The sequence below is a fragment of the Campylobacter lari subsp. concheus genome, from assembly GCF_008245025.1.
GTDB classification, from domain to species: domain Bacteria; phylum Campylobacterota; class Campylobacteria; order Campylobacterales; family Campylobacteraceae; genus Campylobacter_D; species Campylobacter_D concheus.
On the sequence record NZ_CP043426.1, the window covers coordinates 1242441 to 1256706 of the forward strand.

At 30.2% G+C, this 14266-nt stretch carries 15 protein-coding genes and 2 pseudogenes; 7 read left to right on the forward strand and 10 right to left on the reverse strand.

Going from position 1 to position 14266, the window contains the following annotated elements:
• Together hisH and pseA are read right to left on the reverse strand one after the other, a co-directional pair.
• Positions 1-612 (reverse strand): imidazole glycerol phosphate synthase subunit HisH, encoded by a 612-nt coding sequence (gene hisH, locus CLCT_RS06420; RefSeq protein ID WP_149062631.1) that lies wholly within the window; start codon positions 610-612, stop codon positions 1-3.
• Positions 609-1744 (reverse strand): annotated as a pseudogene (gene pseA, locus CLCT_RS06425) (pseudaminic acid biosynthesis protein PseA). The gene hisH and the pseudogene pseA overlap by 4 nt, the downstream one beginning before the upstream one ends.
• Before the next feature lie 108 nt (positions 1745-1852).
• Between pseA and CLCT_RS06430 the strand changes: the two are divergent.
• Positions 1853-2632, forward strand: coding sequence for a sulfite exporter TauE/SafE family protein (locus CLCT_RS06430; protein ID WP_149062632.1), 780 nt, complete (start codon positions 1853-1855; stop codon positions 2630-2632).
• On the opposite strand, the gene flhB is transcribed toward CLCT_RS06430, so the two are convergent.
• The 6 genes and pseudogenes from flhB to CLCT_RS06455 form a co-directional block, all read right to left on the reverse strand.
• Positions 2624-3700 carry a flagellar biosynthesis protein FlhB gene (flhB, locus tag CLCT_RS06435; protein WP_149062633.1) on the reverse strand — a complete coding sequence of 359 codons (1077 nt, stop codon included), beginning with the start codon at positions 3698-3700 and terminating at the stop codon, positions 2624-2626. The genes CLCT_RS06430 and flhB overlap by 9 nt on opposite strands.
• An 84-nt stretch (positions 3701-3784) precedes the next feature.
• Positions 3785-5902, reverse strand: a complete 2118-nt coding sequence (locus tag CLCT_RS06440) for a methyl-accepting chemotaxis protein (RefSeq protein WP_149062634.1) — start codon at positions 5900-5902, stop codon at positions 3785-3787.
• Positions 5903-6260: 358 nt separating this feature from the next.
• A complete protein-coding gene (locus CLCT_RS06445; RefSeq protein WP_410689607.1) occupies positions 6261-7616 on the reverse strand; it encodes a methyl-accepting chemotaxis protein in 1356 nt (451 codons plus the stop codon).
• Between the two features lie 105 nt (positions 7617-7721).
• Positions 7722-8186 (reverse strand): annotated as a pseudogene (locus tag CLCT_RS07865) (PDC sensor domain-containing protein); the annotation flags it as partial.
• Positions 8183-8443 carry a hypothetical protein gene (locus CLCT_RS06450; protein ID WP_149062636.1) on the reverse strand — a complete coding sequence of 87 codons (261 nt, stop codon included), beginning with the start codon at positions 8441-8443 and terminating at the stop codon, positions 8183-8185. The pseudogene CLCT_RS07865 and the gene CLCT_RS06450, both read right to left, overlap by 4 nt.
• A 178-nt stretch (positions 8444-8621) precedes the next feature.
• A complete protein-coding gene (locus CLCT_RS06455) occupies positions 8622-9218 on the reverse strand; it encodes a peroxiredoxin (RefSeq protein ID WP_012662030.1) in 597 nt (198 codons plus the stop codon).
• 186 nt (positions 9219-9404) lie between these two features.
• Between CLCT_RS06455 and CLCT_RS06460 the strand changes: the two genes are divergently transcribed.
• The 6 genes from CLCT_RS06460 to CLCT_RS06485 all read left to right on the forward strand — a co-directional run bounded on the left by CLCT_RS06460 (position 9405) and on the right by CLCT_RS06485 (position 12722).
• Positions 9405-9689, forward strand: a complete 285-nt coding sequence (locus CLCT_RS06460; RefSeq protein WP_039668808.1) for a ferredoxin, 4Fe-4S — start codon at positions 9405-9407, stop codon at positions 9687-9689.
• Positions 9690-9829: 140 nt separating this feature from the next.
• Entirely contained in the window at positions 9830-10243 is a 414-nt protein-coding gene (gene ndk / locus CLCT_RS06465; RefSeq protein ID WP_039668809.1) for a nucleoside-diphosphate kinase, read from the forward strand.
• On the forward strand, positions 10243-10596 hold the full coding sequence (locus CLCT_RS06470; RefSeq protein WP_039668810.1) for a DUF177 domain-containing protein: 354 nt from the start codon (positions 10243-10245) through the stop codon (positions 10594-10596). Before ndk ends, CLCT_RS06470 begins: the two co-directional genes overlap by 1 nt.
• Before the next feature lie 14 nt (positions 10597-10610).
• Complete coding sequence (gene rpmF / locus CLCT_RS06475; protein WP_012662034.1) at positions 10611-10757, forward strand: 50S ribosomal protein L32; 147 nt, start codon at positions 10611-10613, stop codon at positions 10755-10757.
• Between the two features lie 5 nt (positions 10758-10762).
• Entirely contained in the window at positions 10763-11752 is a 990-nt protein-coding gene (gene plsX, locus CLCT_RS06480; RefSeq protein WP_149062637.1) for a phosphate acyltransferase PlsX, read from the forward strand.
• Positions 11739-12722, forward strand: coding sequence for a beta-ketoacyl-ACP synthase III (locus CLCT_RS06485; RefSeq protein WP_149062638.1), 984 nt, complete (start codon positions 11739-11741; stop codon positions 12720-12722). Before plsX ends, CLCT_RS06485 begins: the two co-directional genes overlap by 14 nt.
• 17 nt (positions 12723-12739) lie before the next feature.
• Here the strand turns inward: CLCT_RS06485 and motB are convergent, their stop codons facing one another.
• Positions 12740-13474, reverse strand: a complete 735-nt coding sequence (gene motB / locus CLCT_RS06490; protein WP_149062639.1) for a flagellar motor protein MotB — start codon at positions 13472-13474, stop codon at positions 12740-12742.
• Between the two features lie 10 nt (positions 13475-13484).
• Positions 13485-14258 (reverse strand): flagellar motor stator protein MotA, encoded by a 774-nt coding sequence (gene motA, locus CLCT_RS06495; protein ID WP_039619177.1) that lies wholly within the window; start codon positions 14256-14258, stop codon positions 13485-13487.
• Positions 14259-14266 lie beyond the last annotated feature (8 nt).

Genomic DNA, 14266 nt, shown 5'->3' on the forward strand with positions numbered 1-14266 from the left:
TTAAGCCTTTAAATTTGCAAAATTTTCCAAAAGCTTCAAACCTACATTTTGGCTTTTTTCAGGGTGAAATTGCACAGCAAAAATATTATCTTTTTCAAAACTTGCACAAAAAGGTTTTTCATACTCACAAAAAGAAGTTTCCACTCTCTCTAAACACTCTACATAATAAGAATGTACAAAATAAAAATCACTTTTTTCTAAAATTCCATCAAAAAGTTCACTTTTTTTATCACTAAATTGCAAATCATCCCAACCACTGTGCAATAATTTTTCTTTACTTAAATCAAATTTCAAAACCTTTGCTTTTACAAAATCAAGCCCTTTACACTCTCCGCCCTCATATCCCTTACTGGCAAAAAGTTGCATACCAAGACAAATCCCCAAAATAGGTTTTTTATCTTTTAAAACACATTCTTTTAAAAGTTCATCTAAAGCAAGTTTTTTTAAATTTTCCATACCTTGCTTAAAAGATCCAACACCTGGTAAAACTAATTTAGAAGCATTTTTTATATCTTCTTTTTTGGAGCTTATAAGCACTTCTTGATTAAGCTTTTCAAAAGCTTTTAAAACAGATTTGAAATTCCCAAGATGATAATCAACAATACAAATCATTTCAAAATAAACTCATCTTTTTTTATCAATGACCCATCACTATCTCTTAAAAATTTACCGTTTTCATCACGTTTAAATATCTTTTTATTAGTATAAGAATCTACAATTTTCTCAAATTCTTTTTCGCTAAAACCACTAAATTCTAAATATTTTTTAATAGCCTTTTTAGGTGGTTTTCCATCATATTTATTTACAAGTCTCACGCCCTCTTCACGGCTAATATAGCCAAGTCTTATATCCAAGCACGCATTATCCGTAGCTCTTCCAAAACCATATTTGCAGTATTTTAAATAATCATGCACATGGTTTGAATAACAATCTAAATTTTCAAAATTCTCATAAGTAGTTTCAACTGGTTTTGTACTAGTTTTAAAGCCATTTTTTTTAGATATTTTTAAATTATACTTATAATCCCATTTAAAATAATACCCCAAAAACAGCCCTGTAACTCCAACCCTTTGAAGCTCTTCATCACTTGGATAAGTATAAAAATATAAATCCTTTTCTCTAATACCATCAACACCAATCATATCAGAAATTCTATTACCCAAAAGCCCACCAAATTCTTCAAGCCACTCTCTACCTAAAGTGTTTTTTTCTTTAGAACTAGCTGGCCCACCGTATTCAATCTGAGGACTTTCACCCCAAATGATCAAAGGGATACCAAAAGCAACAGCTATTTTTGGAACACAGGTAAAAATTCCCAAGTGGTTTTGCCATTCATTATCCCCTGTTCTTACAAGTGCCTCACGAGATAATTTTTTATATATTAAAGGGTTTCTTTTGATATGGATTAAATCTACTCCAAGTTGATTTAAATTTTTTAGATTTTTTTACCTATCTTAGTAGGGATACTTGGTTCAAAGCAAACACACAAAGGATTAAGTCCAAGCTCAAGACATTTTAAAACTTGAAAAGTAGAATCCTTGCCGCCGCTTACTCCTATCACGCAGTCATATACTGGGTGCGTTTTGTATTTTTTAACAAGATTTAAAAATTCTTCTTCTCTTTTTTTCCAATCTATTTCTTGATTTTTCGCTTCTTGAGAACGGCACGCATCGCAAACCCCCTCATTATCAAAATGCAAATCAGGTTTAGTATCTGGCATTACACATTTTTTACAAAATTTCATTTTTACTCCAAAAATATCATAAACTTTATTAAATCGACTATGATTATATTTTCTAAAGCTAAATAAATTTTATTTTGTTACAATGTTTTTATTTGCAAAAGGCTAATCATGGATTTAACTTTACTTCCTTATTTGATCATAGGAATTTTTTCAGGAATGGCTTCAGGGGTTTTTGGTATAGGCGGTGGGATGATCATTGTCCCTTTTATGCTTACTCTAGGACTTAGCTCTCACCATGCTGTTGCAATTTCTGTTGTACAAATGATTTTTGCTTCTATTTTTGGTTCCTATTTAAATTATAAAAAGAAAAATTTAATCTTAAAAGATGGTCTTATCATAGGCTTTGGAGGCTTTTTAGGTGCGATGTTTAGTGGGCTTTTACTCTCGTATTTTTCAGATATAACCTTAACAAGTATTTTTCTATGCGTGAGTATTGTATTCTTTTTAAAATTTGCTTTTAATCGAAAAAGTACCATTGGAAATACCAACCACTCTAATATCTTGAAAAATTCTATTTTGCTAATTTGTGGTGTATTTACAGGAATTTTTGCTATATCTTTAGGAATTGGTGGTGGACTTTTAATCACTCCTATTTTGGCTTATTTTTTAGGCTATGATACTAAAAAAGTAGTGCCGCTTAGCTTGTTTTTTGTGATTTTTGCTTCCATTTCAGGGATTAGTTCTTTTGTATATAATGACATCATTGATAAAGAAGTCTTACAAAATGGAAGCTTAGTGGGGCTTAGCTCTATGCTAGGGGTTTATCTTGGTATTAAAATCATGGAAAAAATCAATCTCAAATCTCACCGTATAGCACTTTTAGGTATATATACCCTTTCTATAACTATGACTATCATAAGTTTAATGAAAAAAATAAATTTATTTTAATCTATCGGCAAATTTTTGTCTATTAGAAGTATAAACAAAACTTAAAACTTCTGCCACTGCTTTGAAAAGCTCTGGTGGGATTAAATCATTTACCTCGCAAGCTTTATAAAGTTCTCTTGCTAAAGGTGGATTTTCATAAATCATCACATTATATTCATATGCCATATCTTTAATACGTAAAGCTAAAAAGTCCACCCCTTTGGCTAAAACCTTAGGTGCAGCTTCTTTAGAGCTATCATAACGTAAAGCAACCGCATAGTGAGTAGGATTGGTGATCACCACATCAGCGCTCGCAACATCTTGTACCATTCTACGTCTTGCTGCTTCCATTTGTAAACGACGAATTCTTCCTTTTACTAAAGGATCTCCTTCACTTTGTTTGTATTCATCTTTGATTTCTTGTTTACTCATGCGTAAATTTTTAAAATACTGATACCTTACTAAAAGCACATCTAAAAATCCTATAATTAAAAAAGCTATAATCACAATAGTGGCAAGGATAATAGCCTTATCTCTAAGCCATAAAAGTTGAGGATAAATCGTATAAAGCTCTACTCTAGGTAATTCTTTCATAAATTGCAACAAAAAAATAAAAGCTATTCCAAAAACCACTCCAACCTTGAGTGTAATTTTTAAAGCATCAATAATTTTTTTCAATGAGAATAAATTTTTAAGACCATTAATTGGATTAATTTTATTAAAATTTGGAGTGATAGGCTTGGTAGTAAAAATAAAACCAAATTGCATTAAATTTCCAAGTACACCAGCAACCATAATGATTAAAGTAATAGGTAAAACCATAATAAACATTTCTATCATAGTTTTTATGATAATTTTTTGCAATATTTTTAAATCAAGTTCTATGCCTATAAAGCTTTGATAAAACCTATACAAACCACTAATTCTCTCACCTATAAAAGGCAACATAAATAACACCACAACTACAGCTATAATAAGTACAGCTACTGCAGATGCATCTTGGCTTTTTGGGACATTACCTTCTTGACGAGCATCTTCTATTTTTTTGGATGTAGGTTCTTCTGTTTTTTCTTGATCATCAGCAGCCATAAAAAAACCTTATAAAAAATTAAAATAAAATTATAACATTTAATCCAAGTATCTATAAATTAAATACTTGGATTTTATTCTATTTTAAAACTTTTTCTTCCTAGCATCTTCTAAGATATCATTAGCTATTTTATTTACATTATCAGATATAGCTGCACTATCATTAGCTATTTTTAAATTCTCTTGAGTTACATGATCAATTTGTGCTACAGCATCATTAATTTGAGTAATACCTGTAGTTTGTTCTTTAATACTCTCACCCATTTCATTAATAGATTGAACTAAGATATTAGTATTAGCTTCTATTTCACCTAAAGACTTTTGAGTTCTTTCTGCTAGGTTTCTAACTTCATCAGCAACAACAGCAAAGCCACGTCCATGTTCACCTGCACGTGCTGCTTCAATAGCTGCATTTAATGCAAGTAGATTAATTTGATCTGCTATATCTCCAATAATAGAAGTAACATTTTTAATCTCTTCACTTTGAGCAATTACTTCACTAGTTTTATGAGATACATTTTGCATAGAAGAAGTAATCTCTTCTAATGCCGCTGCTGTTTCTTCTAAAGAAGAAGCTTGACTTGAAGAAGAATCTGTTAAGTTCTTAACAGCACTTTGTAATTTACCACTTTCACTAGCAAGTAAGTTAGCAAATTCAGATGATTGTCTTAGCATAGCTACGATTTCTTTACCTAATACATTGGTTGTTACTTCAACTCCACCTTTAGCATTAGCAACTTCTGTTGTAAAGTCTAATGCTTTATAACTATCAAATACTCTATTGATTTCATTCATATTAGAACCTACTTTTTGTTCTAATACATTAAGCATTTCATTTAATACATTTTTTAATTCTATTAATTGAGGATTAGCAGGCATTGCATTAATTCTTGCTGTTAGATTACCACTTTCTATTTCTCTAGCAGTTTCTACTGATTGTTCTACAGCTTTAGTATCTTGTTCTAATGCATTTTTAGTTTTAGTGATGTTTTCGTTGATTATTTTACCCATTCTCCCTAGTTCATCATCAGCTTTAATTTTTATTGTTTGGATTTCATTGGTTTCATGATTTAAAAATTTGAAGAAGTTTTGTAAAGAATGAAGTATGATAGGAATTCTAGAACCTACTATTTTATTCACACAAAGATAAACAATAGCTAAAATTATAATAATTATAATCAATGCTACAGTGATTAAAATAAATTGCAATTTATACAAAGGTTGTAAAACAGATTTTTTTGGTGCAGTGACGATTATACTCCAGTGGCTAGAGTCTCCCAATGTGCTAAAAGGTGTGATACTAGCAAAACTAAGATTTCCATTTGAATCAATATAATTATCAATAATTATATCTTTACGTTCTTTTACTGCTTCAATAATAAATTTTGTAGAAGGATCTTTATTGATTTCAGGTAAAGTTTTTAATATGGCGTCTTTATTTTTATGAATCGTTATAATTCCTTGATCAGTCATCAAAAGTCTTAAATCACCTTCATATGCATCTAATTTTGGATCAAGCATTTCTTGTGATATTTCTAAAAAATCAAAAGTATATCCAACAACACCTATAAATTTACCTTTATTATTAAAAATAGGCATTCCTAGATTGATACCTAAAAAATCGCGTCCATCATAATTTAATTTCGAAGGAGATCCTACAAATAAAGTGTCTAGATCACCGTATTTCGCATCTTTTTCAATTTTCTTTAAAATATCTAATTGTGAAAAATTACTAGGAGTTTTTATAGATCTTATACCGCCAGCTTTTCCTGTGGTTTCATCAAAAAAAATCATAGTAAAAGTTTTATTATTTGAGCTTTTAAAATTTGAATCAAGCGTTTGGGTACCAGATAAAACAGAAGAGTCTTTCAGATAAAGAAATGCATAAGCTGCATAGCCACTGCTATCGAAAGTGTTTTTTAAGAGACTTTCTATTAAAGTAGCATCCACTTGATCGTGTTTTGAAAATATTTCATTAAGTGAAGTAGCCATTCCTTTTGTTAGGACAACTTCTTCATTTATAATGCCTTGCATAAAATTTCCATATCTTTTAGCAGAAAGAAAGATTGAATTTTTAGCTTCATTTTCCATATTAGAAGCAACTTGAAACGAAAGAATAATAACCAAAACAGCTATTCCAATAATTATGCTAATAGCAACGGATAATACTAATTTTAATCCTATATTTAAAGATTTAAACATTAACAACTCCTTGTTTATGATAAAAGATAATTCTATTTTTTTATATAAAATTATTTTTAAACTATTTTAAAATTTATAAAATAGTTTAAAAATATTCTATTAAAAACAAAGTAAAAAATAATATATCAATGAAAAAACATACTTTATAAAATAAAACAATAAAAATATTTTTTTGTAAATATATATTTATGAAATATAGTTATTATGAAAATATTTGTATTAAAGTAAATATAAATTGTTTCGAATGAAAATCTATATCATAATAGAATAAAATTTATAATCATCAGTGTTTTTAATATAATTTCTAGTTTATTTAAACTCCACCTAAACTAAACCCATTAAGGGTTTAGTTAATTATTTAAAACTTTTTCTTCCTAGCATCTTCTAAGATATCATTAGCTATTTTATTTACATTATCAGATATAGCTGCACTATCATTAGCTATTTTTAAATTCTCTTGAGTTACATGATCAATTTGTGCTACAGCATCATTAATTTGAGTAATACCTGTAGTTTGTTCTTTAATACTCTCACCCATTTCATTAATAGATTGAACTAAGATATTAGTATTAGCTTCTATTTCACCTAAAGACTTTTGAGTTCTTTCTGCTAGGTTTCTAACTTCATCAGCAACAACAGCAAAGCCACGTCCATGTTCACCTGCACGTGCTGCTTCAATAGCTGCATTTAATGCAAGTAGATTAATTTGATCTGCTATATCTCCAATAATAGAAGTAACATTTTTAATCTCTTCACTTTGAGCAATTACTTCACTAGTTTTATGAGATACATTTTGCATAGAAGAAGTAATCTCTTCTAATGCCGCTGCTGTTTCTTCTAAAGAAGAAGCTTGACTTGAAGAAGAATCTGTTAAGTTCTTAACAGCACTTTGTAATTTACCACTTTCACTAGCAAGTAAGTTAGCAAATTCAGATGATTGTCTTAGCATAGCTACGATTTCTTTACCTAATACATTGGTTGTTACTTCAACTCCACCTTTAGCATTAGCAACTTCTGTTGTAAAGTCTAATGCTTTATAACTATCAAATACTCTATTGATTTCATTCATATTAGAACCTACTTTTTGTTCTAATACATTAAGCATTTCATTTAATACATTTTTTAATTCTATTAATTGAGGATTAGCAGGCATTGCATTAATTCTTGCTGTTAGATTACCACTTTCTATTTCTCTAGCAGTTTCTACTGATTGTTCTACAGCTTTAGTATCTTGTTCTAATGCATTTTTAGTTTTAGTGATGTTTTCGTTGATAGCTTTTGCCATAGCACCAAGCTCATCATTTGTTTTAACATCTATCATAGCTGAGTCTTTGGTTTTATGATTGATGAAGTCAAAGAAAGAGTTGAGGCCGGTTTGGATAGTTGAAATTGGACCTAATAAATATGAGGCAAAAATTTTAACCAAAATTAAAACAACCACTAATACAATAATTCCAACAATAATTTGTGTTTTTAAAGCCAAATTACTAGCTTTTACATAAGTACTATTTTCTACCATAGCACAAATATTAATATTTGGATTAGGAGTTGCATCACACAATACAGCTTGAAGAACACCCTTATCATCTTTAGCGTAAAATAATGTATCTATATTTTCTGTATCAAGCAATTCAGGATTCTCAGATAGAGCTTGTGCTATATTTTTTCCTAATTCAGTTTTTTTTAATATTGCTTGAGGATCTTGATGTAACATAGTCGTTCCATCTTTTGAATATACAGCAACAAAAGAATTTTCTGTTTTACCGAGTTCTAAAGTATCCGATGAGTATTTATTTAAACTATAAATACCAGCAACTACTCCAACAATCTTATCTTTAATGATAATTGGCATCGAATAAGCTATTCCTTCAAGTTTTGCTGTTTGTGATCTATATGGCTCACTAGTATATATATCTTTATTTTTTTTAGCACCTATATACCATGGTCTAGTTCTTCCATCAAAACCGCTATCAATTGTACGTTTATTTCCATTGCTATCATAAGTAATTCCATTATTTTCAGTTGTTAAAAAAACCAAATCAAAACCAACAAATTCTTTTGTTAATTTTAATGTATCAAAAATTTCTTGCTCATTTTCAAGAATTTTCCCTTTTGCAATAGTTTCTGCTAAAAATTTTATTGATGATTTGTTATCTGCTTCATAAGTATTGAAAATATAGCCTACATCAAATAAAACCTTATTATGATTTTCCCTCAAATACTCAAAACTACTTTTTTTCGACTGAAAATAAGAAACACTACCTATTAATATAATAGCAATCAAAAAAAGTAAACCAATTCAAGAATTTTCCCTTTTGCAATAGTTTCTGCTAAAAATTTTATTGATGATTTGTTATCTGCTTCATAAGTATTGAAAATATAGCCTACATCAAATAAAACCTTATTATGATTTTCCCTCAAATACTCAAAACTACTTTTTTTCGACTGAAAATAAGAAACACTACCTATTAATATAATAGCAATCAAAAAAAGTAAACCAACTAAGATATTTACTTTTGAAACAATACTATTTATCTTCATAAAACAACTCCTTAATATTTATAATAATTAAGGACTAAATATATCTTTAAATACAAAATTTTGATTTAATATTTTTTTAATAAATGAGAGAGAATATTTTCAAATAGAATACATTATTTAAAGAAATCATAAATAAAGAAAAGTCTACTTAACATAGACTTTTCTCAATTATATTTTTTTATAATTTACCTTCATTTTTACTTAGATAATCAGCCACACCTTTAGGATCAGCTTTCATACCTTCATCACCTTTATTCCAACCAGCTGGGCAAACTTCACCATGTTCATTGGTAAACAACATAGTATCAACCATTCTAATCATCTCATCAATATTTCTTCCAAGTGGTAAGTCATTAATTACTGCATGGCGGATTGTTCCATCAGCATCAAGCAAGAAAGAACCTCTTAAAGCAACTGCCTCTCCAAATAAAACATCAAAATTTCTAGCAATTTGTTTAGTTAAATCAGCCACTAAAGGAAATTTAACTTGACCTATACCACCTTGATTTACTGGCATATTTTTCCATGCAAAGTGAGAAAATTCATTATCGCAAGATACACCAATTACTTCAATACCTCTGTCTTTAAAATCTTGATATCTTTTATCAAAAGCAATAATTTCAGATGGACAAACAAAAGTAAAATCTTTTGGATAGAAAAACACTACAGCACCTTTTGGTCCTATATTTTTATAAAGATTAAAATCTTCAACTATTTGGTTATTTCCCAATACAGCTGGTGCTGTAAAATCAATAGCTTTTTTAGTAACTATCATTTTTTATCTCCTAATTAATAAATTTTATTTGTAACAAAATAATATCATTTGTAAATTTAAAAATTTATTAATTGTGTAAAATTATCCACAATTTAATTTTATTATCAAAATTAATAGATTTTAAGAATAAAATTAAGACAATTTTGATAATCTTGATATTCAACTTTAAATATTCAAGGAGTAAAAATGGCAGTTAAAATTACTGATATTTGTATAGCATGTGGTTCTTGTATAGATGAATGCCCAGTAAGTGCAATTGTAGATGATGCAAACAATCCTGAAGGTGAAGACAGATACTATGTTTATGCGGATAAATGTGTTGAGTGTGTAGGACACAACGAACAACCAGCCTGTGCAAGTGCTTGCCCAACTGATGGGTGTATTGTATGGAGTGATGTAGTAGGTGGTCAACCAAGCCGCGATAACATCGGTAGTGATTTAAGAGACGGTTCAACTCCGGTATTTGCTTAATAAATTCAATGTAAGTATCTTGATTTCAAGTTACTTACAAATCCTTCAACAACTCTAAACTTTTATATAAATTTAAAGCTTTTTTGGTATAATTAGCTCTTTTATAAATATAAAACTTATTTAAATTAAAGGGGACGATTTTGGAAAAAACACTTTCTATTATTAAACCTGATGCGGTAGAAAAAGGTGTTATTGGTCAAATTTTAACACGTTTTGAAAATAATGGTCTAAGAATAGCAGCAACAAAAAAAATACAGCTTTCAGAAAAAGAAGCACAAGAATTTTATGCTGTACACAAAGACAGACCTTTTTTTAAAGATTTAGTTGAATTTATGATCAGTGGTCCGGTTGTGGTTTCTGTTTTAGAAGGCGAAAATGCAGTGTTAAAAAACAGAGAATTAATGGGTGCTACAAATCCAAAAGAGGCAGCTCCTGGTACTATTAGAGCAGATTTTGCAGATAGTATTGATGCAAATGCGGTTCATGGAAGCGATAGCTTGGAAAATGCAAAAATTGAAATAGAATTTTTCTTTTCAAAAACTGAAATTTTATAATGAAAATTGCTTTTGCAAAACTTAGCTCTATAGCTTATCCTTTTAAACTAGATCTTGATAATATAGTTTTTGAAGGAACTATTACAAAAGTTAATCCAAAATTAGCAAAAATAAAAGCTAATTTTAAAGGATTTACTTATAGAAATTGTGATCGATGTGGCGATGAAATGGAACTTGAAATTGATCAAAATATAGAGCTTTTTGCAAGTGACGGAATTTTTAAAGATGAAAATAACACTTTAAGTGATACTATGGAGTTTTTTGACTCTCATATAGATTTAATAGAACTTGCCACAAGTGAGTTGCAATCTTATTTAAGTGATTATTTTTATTGTAATAAATGTTTAAATTAATAAAGGAGTAAAAAATGGCAGTACCTAAGAGAAGAGTGAGCAAAACTCGTGCGGCAAAACGCAGAACTCACTATAAAGTTACCCTACCTATGCCTATAAAAGACAAAGATGGTAGCTATAAAATGCCTCACCGTGTAAATCCAGTAACTAAGGAATATTAATAACGATGACAAGCATTGCTATTGATGCAATGGGTGGTGATTTTGGGGAAAAACCTATTATAGAAGGTGTGATTCAAGCTCTAAAAGAGCGCGAATTTAAAGCTATCTTGGTAGGGGATCCTCAAAAGCTAAAAACCTTGATTCCTCAAGAATTAAACTCATACATAGAATACGAAGAAGCTTTTGATGTATTTGCTATGGATGAAAATTCCACAGATGCACTAAAAAGAAAAGATAGCACTATTTACAAAGCTATTGATTTAGTAAGAAATCAAAAAGCAAAAGCTGTTGTTTCTGCTGGGCATAGTGGAGCTACCATGAGTTTAGCTACATTAAGACTTGGAAGACTAGCAAATATTGCTAGACCTGCAATTGCTACTTTAATGCCAAATATCCATTCAAGAACACTAGTACTAGATGTTGGAGCAAATGTTGATTGTAAAAGTGAGCATTTATTTCAATTTGCTATTATGGGTGAAACCTATGCTAAAGAGATTTTAAAAATTACTAAACCTAGAGTTGCTTTACTATCAAATGGCGAAGAAGAATGCAAGGGAAATGAGCTTACCAAGGAAACTCATCAACTCTTAAAACAACTTCCAAATTTTGTCGGAAATGCCGAAGGTAGAGATATCTTTAATGGCACTATAGATGTATTAGTATGTGATGGATTTAATGGGAATATTTTACTTAAAACAGGTGAAGGTGTAGCAAGTGTTATTACAAAGCTTCTAAAACAAGAAATTCAAAAATCTTTTTTAGCAAAACTAGGCTATCTTTTGGCAAAACCAGCTTTTAATGAACTAAAAACTCATATCGACTATGAAGAATATGGCGGAGCTCCACTTTTGGGTGTAAAAGAATGTGTCATTATAAGTCATGGTAAAAGCGGTCCAAAAGCTATAAAAAATGCTATTTTTCAAGCATTAAATTTCATACAGTCAAATATAAATCAAACTATAGAAAAAGAACTTTCTAATTATGAAATCAACTAAAGCTTCCTTAAAAAGTATAGCTTCTTATATCCCTACAAAAACTCTAAGTAATTTTGACTTAGAAAAAATGGTTCAAACTAGCAATGAATGGATATTAAGAAGAACTGGTATAGAACAAAGACATATAGCAAATGATGATGAAAATACAAGTGATCTTGGCACTAAAGCGGCTATTAAAGCCATACAAAGAGCTAATTTAAGTCCTCAAGATATAGATACGATCATCGTAGCTACTTTAAGCCCTGATTATTTTACCATGCCATCAACTGCATGTAAAATCGCTCATAATTTAGGCTTAAAAAATATCACCGCTTTTGATATTTCTGCCGCATGCTCAGGATTTATTTATCTTTTAGAGCTTGCAAAATCTATGGTTGAAAGTGGCACTAAAAAAAATGTATTAATCATAGGAGCTGAAAAAATTAGTTCCATTATGGATTATACTGATAGAAGCATTTGCGTACTATTTGGTGATGGAGCTGGGGCTGGAGTTGTATCATTGGATGATAATTTTCCTATTATAGATACTCATACCGCAAGTGATGGAGAATTTGGAGATTTATTAATGACTCAAAGAGCTCAAAAAAGCAGCATCTGCTCTCCACTTTCCATGCAAATGAAAGGGAATGAAGTATTTAAAATCGCAGTGAATACCCTAAGTAATGATGTTATTGAAATTCTTGCAAAAAATGATATAAAAAGCAAAGAAATTGATCTTTTTATACCTCATCAAGCTAATTTAAGAATTATCAAAGCTGTGCAAGAAAAATTAAACTTCAAAGATGAACAATGTGTAGTTACTGTTCAAAAATATGGTAATACCTCAGCCGCTTCAATTCCTATGGCAATGAATGATGCTTATGAACAAGGCCGTTTAAAACAAGGTTCGTTAATATTACTTGATGCTTTTGGCGGTGGTTTTACTTGGGGTTCAGCATTGCTTCGTTTTGGTGGAGAAAATAACAAATAAGTTTTTTTGCTTATTTGTTATTTAAAAGCTCTAATTTGATCTAATACAGACTTTCTAGTTTGATTATCTGAAGAATCTACGCGGATATAAAATTCAACTCTATTGTTTATTTCATCTTCTTTTTTTGTACTCAAAGGATAGTTTTCACCAAAACTAACCACTATAAGCTGAGCTGGATTAATCCCTCTAGCAATCAAATAATCAGCCACAACTTGAGCTCTTTTACTTGCTAAATCAAAATTTCTTTTAGGATCTTTATCACTTGCATCAGTATAACCTCTAAGTTCTATTTGAGCTTGTTTTGGCATTCTTTTTAAAACTTCACTAATACGTTTTAGAAAATCTTGCACATCAGCTGAATCAATTTGTGTACTACCTCTAGTAAATTCAACTCTTGCAGGCAAATTTAAAACTATATTGTTTTCTCTTTGATCTAATGCTGCTTTTAATTTTTCTATATTTTCTTGTTGAGTGATACTTAATTTTTTAAGCTTTTCAAGCTCTTCAACATTTGCATTAGATGGTGCACTGTATTTATTATGTACTTCACTTTCTTTTTCCAAAGGATTTGAAGCGGTAAATTCAAAAATTTTAACAAATTCAGTTTTTAAAGCTTCGGTTTTAGCGGGGTTACTTTCAGAAATCGCCCAAAGAGCAATAAAAAGAGCCAAAAGCAAACTTAAAAAGTCTGCATATGGCACAGCCCACTTTTCACCTGCTGGACACTCTGGACATTTATGTTTTTTACCCATTTTTTAACTCTTACTTGTCAAATTGAGAAATTCTAGGCTCACCTTGTCCAAGGTAATTAAACAATTTAGCCTCTAAATCTCTAGGGTTAGCTCCCTCTGCAATACTTACTATAGCATGCGAAATAACTATCCTTTCTTTAATGAGCTCATGAGCATTAGCTTTGATTTTATGACCCCAAGGTCCAAATAAAGCATAAGCACCAAAAATCCCAGTTACCGTTGCAGTAAATGCCCCTGCAATACCTGCTGCCATAGCTTGAGGATCATCTAAAAGTTGCAAAGCAAGCATAAGCCCCATAACCGCACCAACAAGTCCCATAGTAGGGCAAGTTTCACCAAAACGGATCCAATATTCTGCCGTTTCTTTGTAATATTCTTCCATTTCCTCTATTTGGATTTCCATGCTTTCTTTAATCTCTTCTACACTCTTACCATCAACCATCATCATCATGGTTTCTTTTAAAAACTCATTATCAATTTCATTAGTTTTTGACTCTAAAGCCAAAAGTCCGTCTCTTCTTGCTATGATAGAGTATTCTACAAGTTCAGCTATCCTTTGACTTAAATTTACCCCTGCACCTTTAAAGGCAAGTTTTAATTCTTTATAAGCTGCTTTAACAAATTTTTTATGAGTTGCTGTCATCGCACAAAAAGCCGCGGTTGGAACCACAATCAAAAATGAACTTAAATGCAAAACATGCAAAGGATTACCACCCTCTAAAATATCCCCCACAGAAATACTAACAACAGCTAATACCATCCCAAGTATGGTTGAAAGATCCATTAATTATT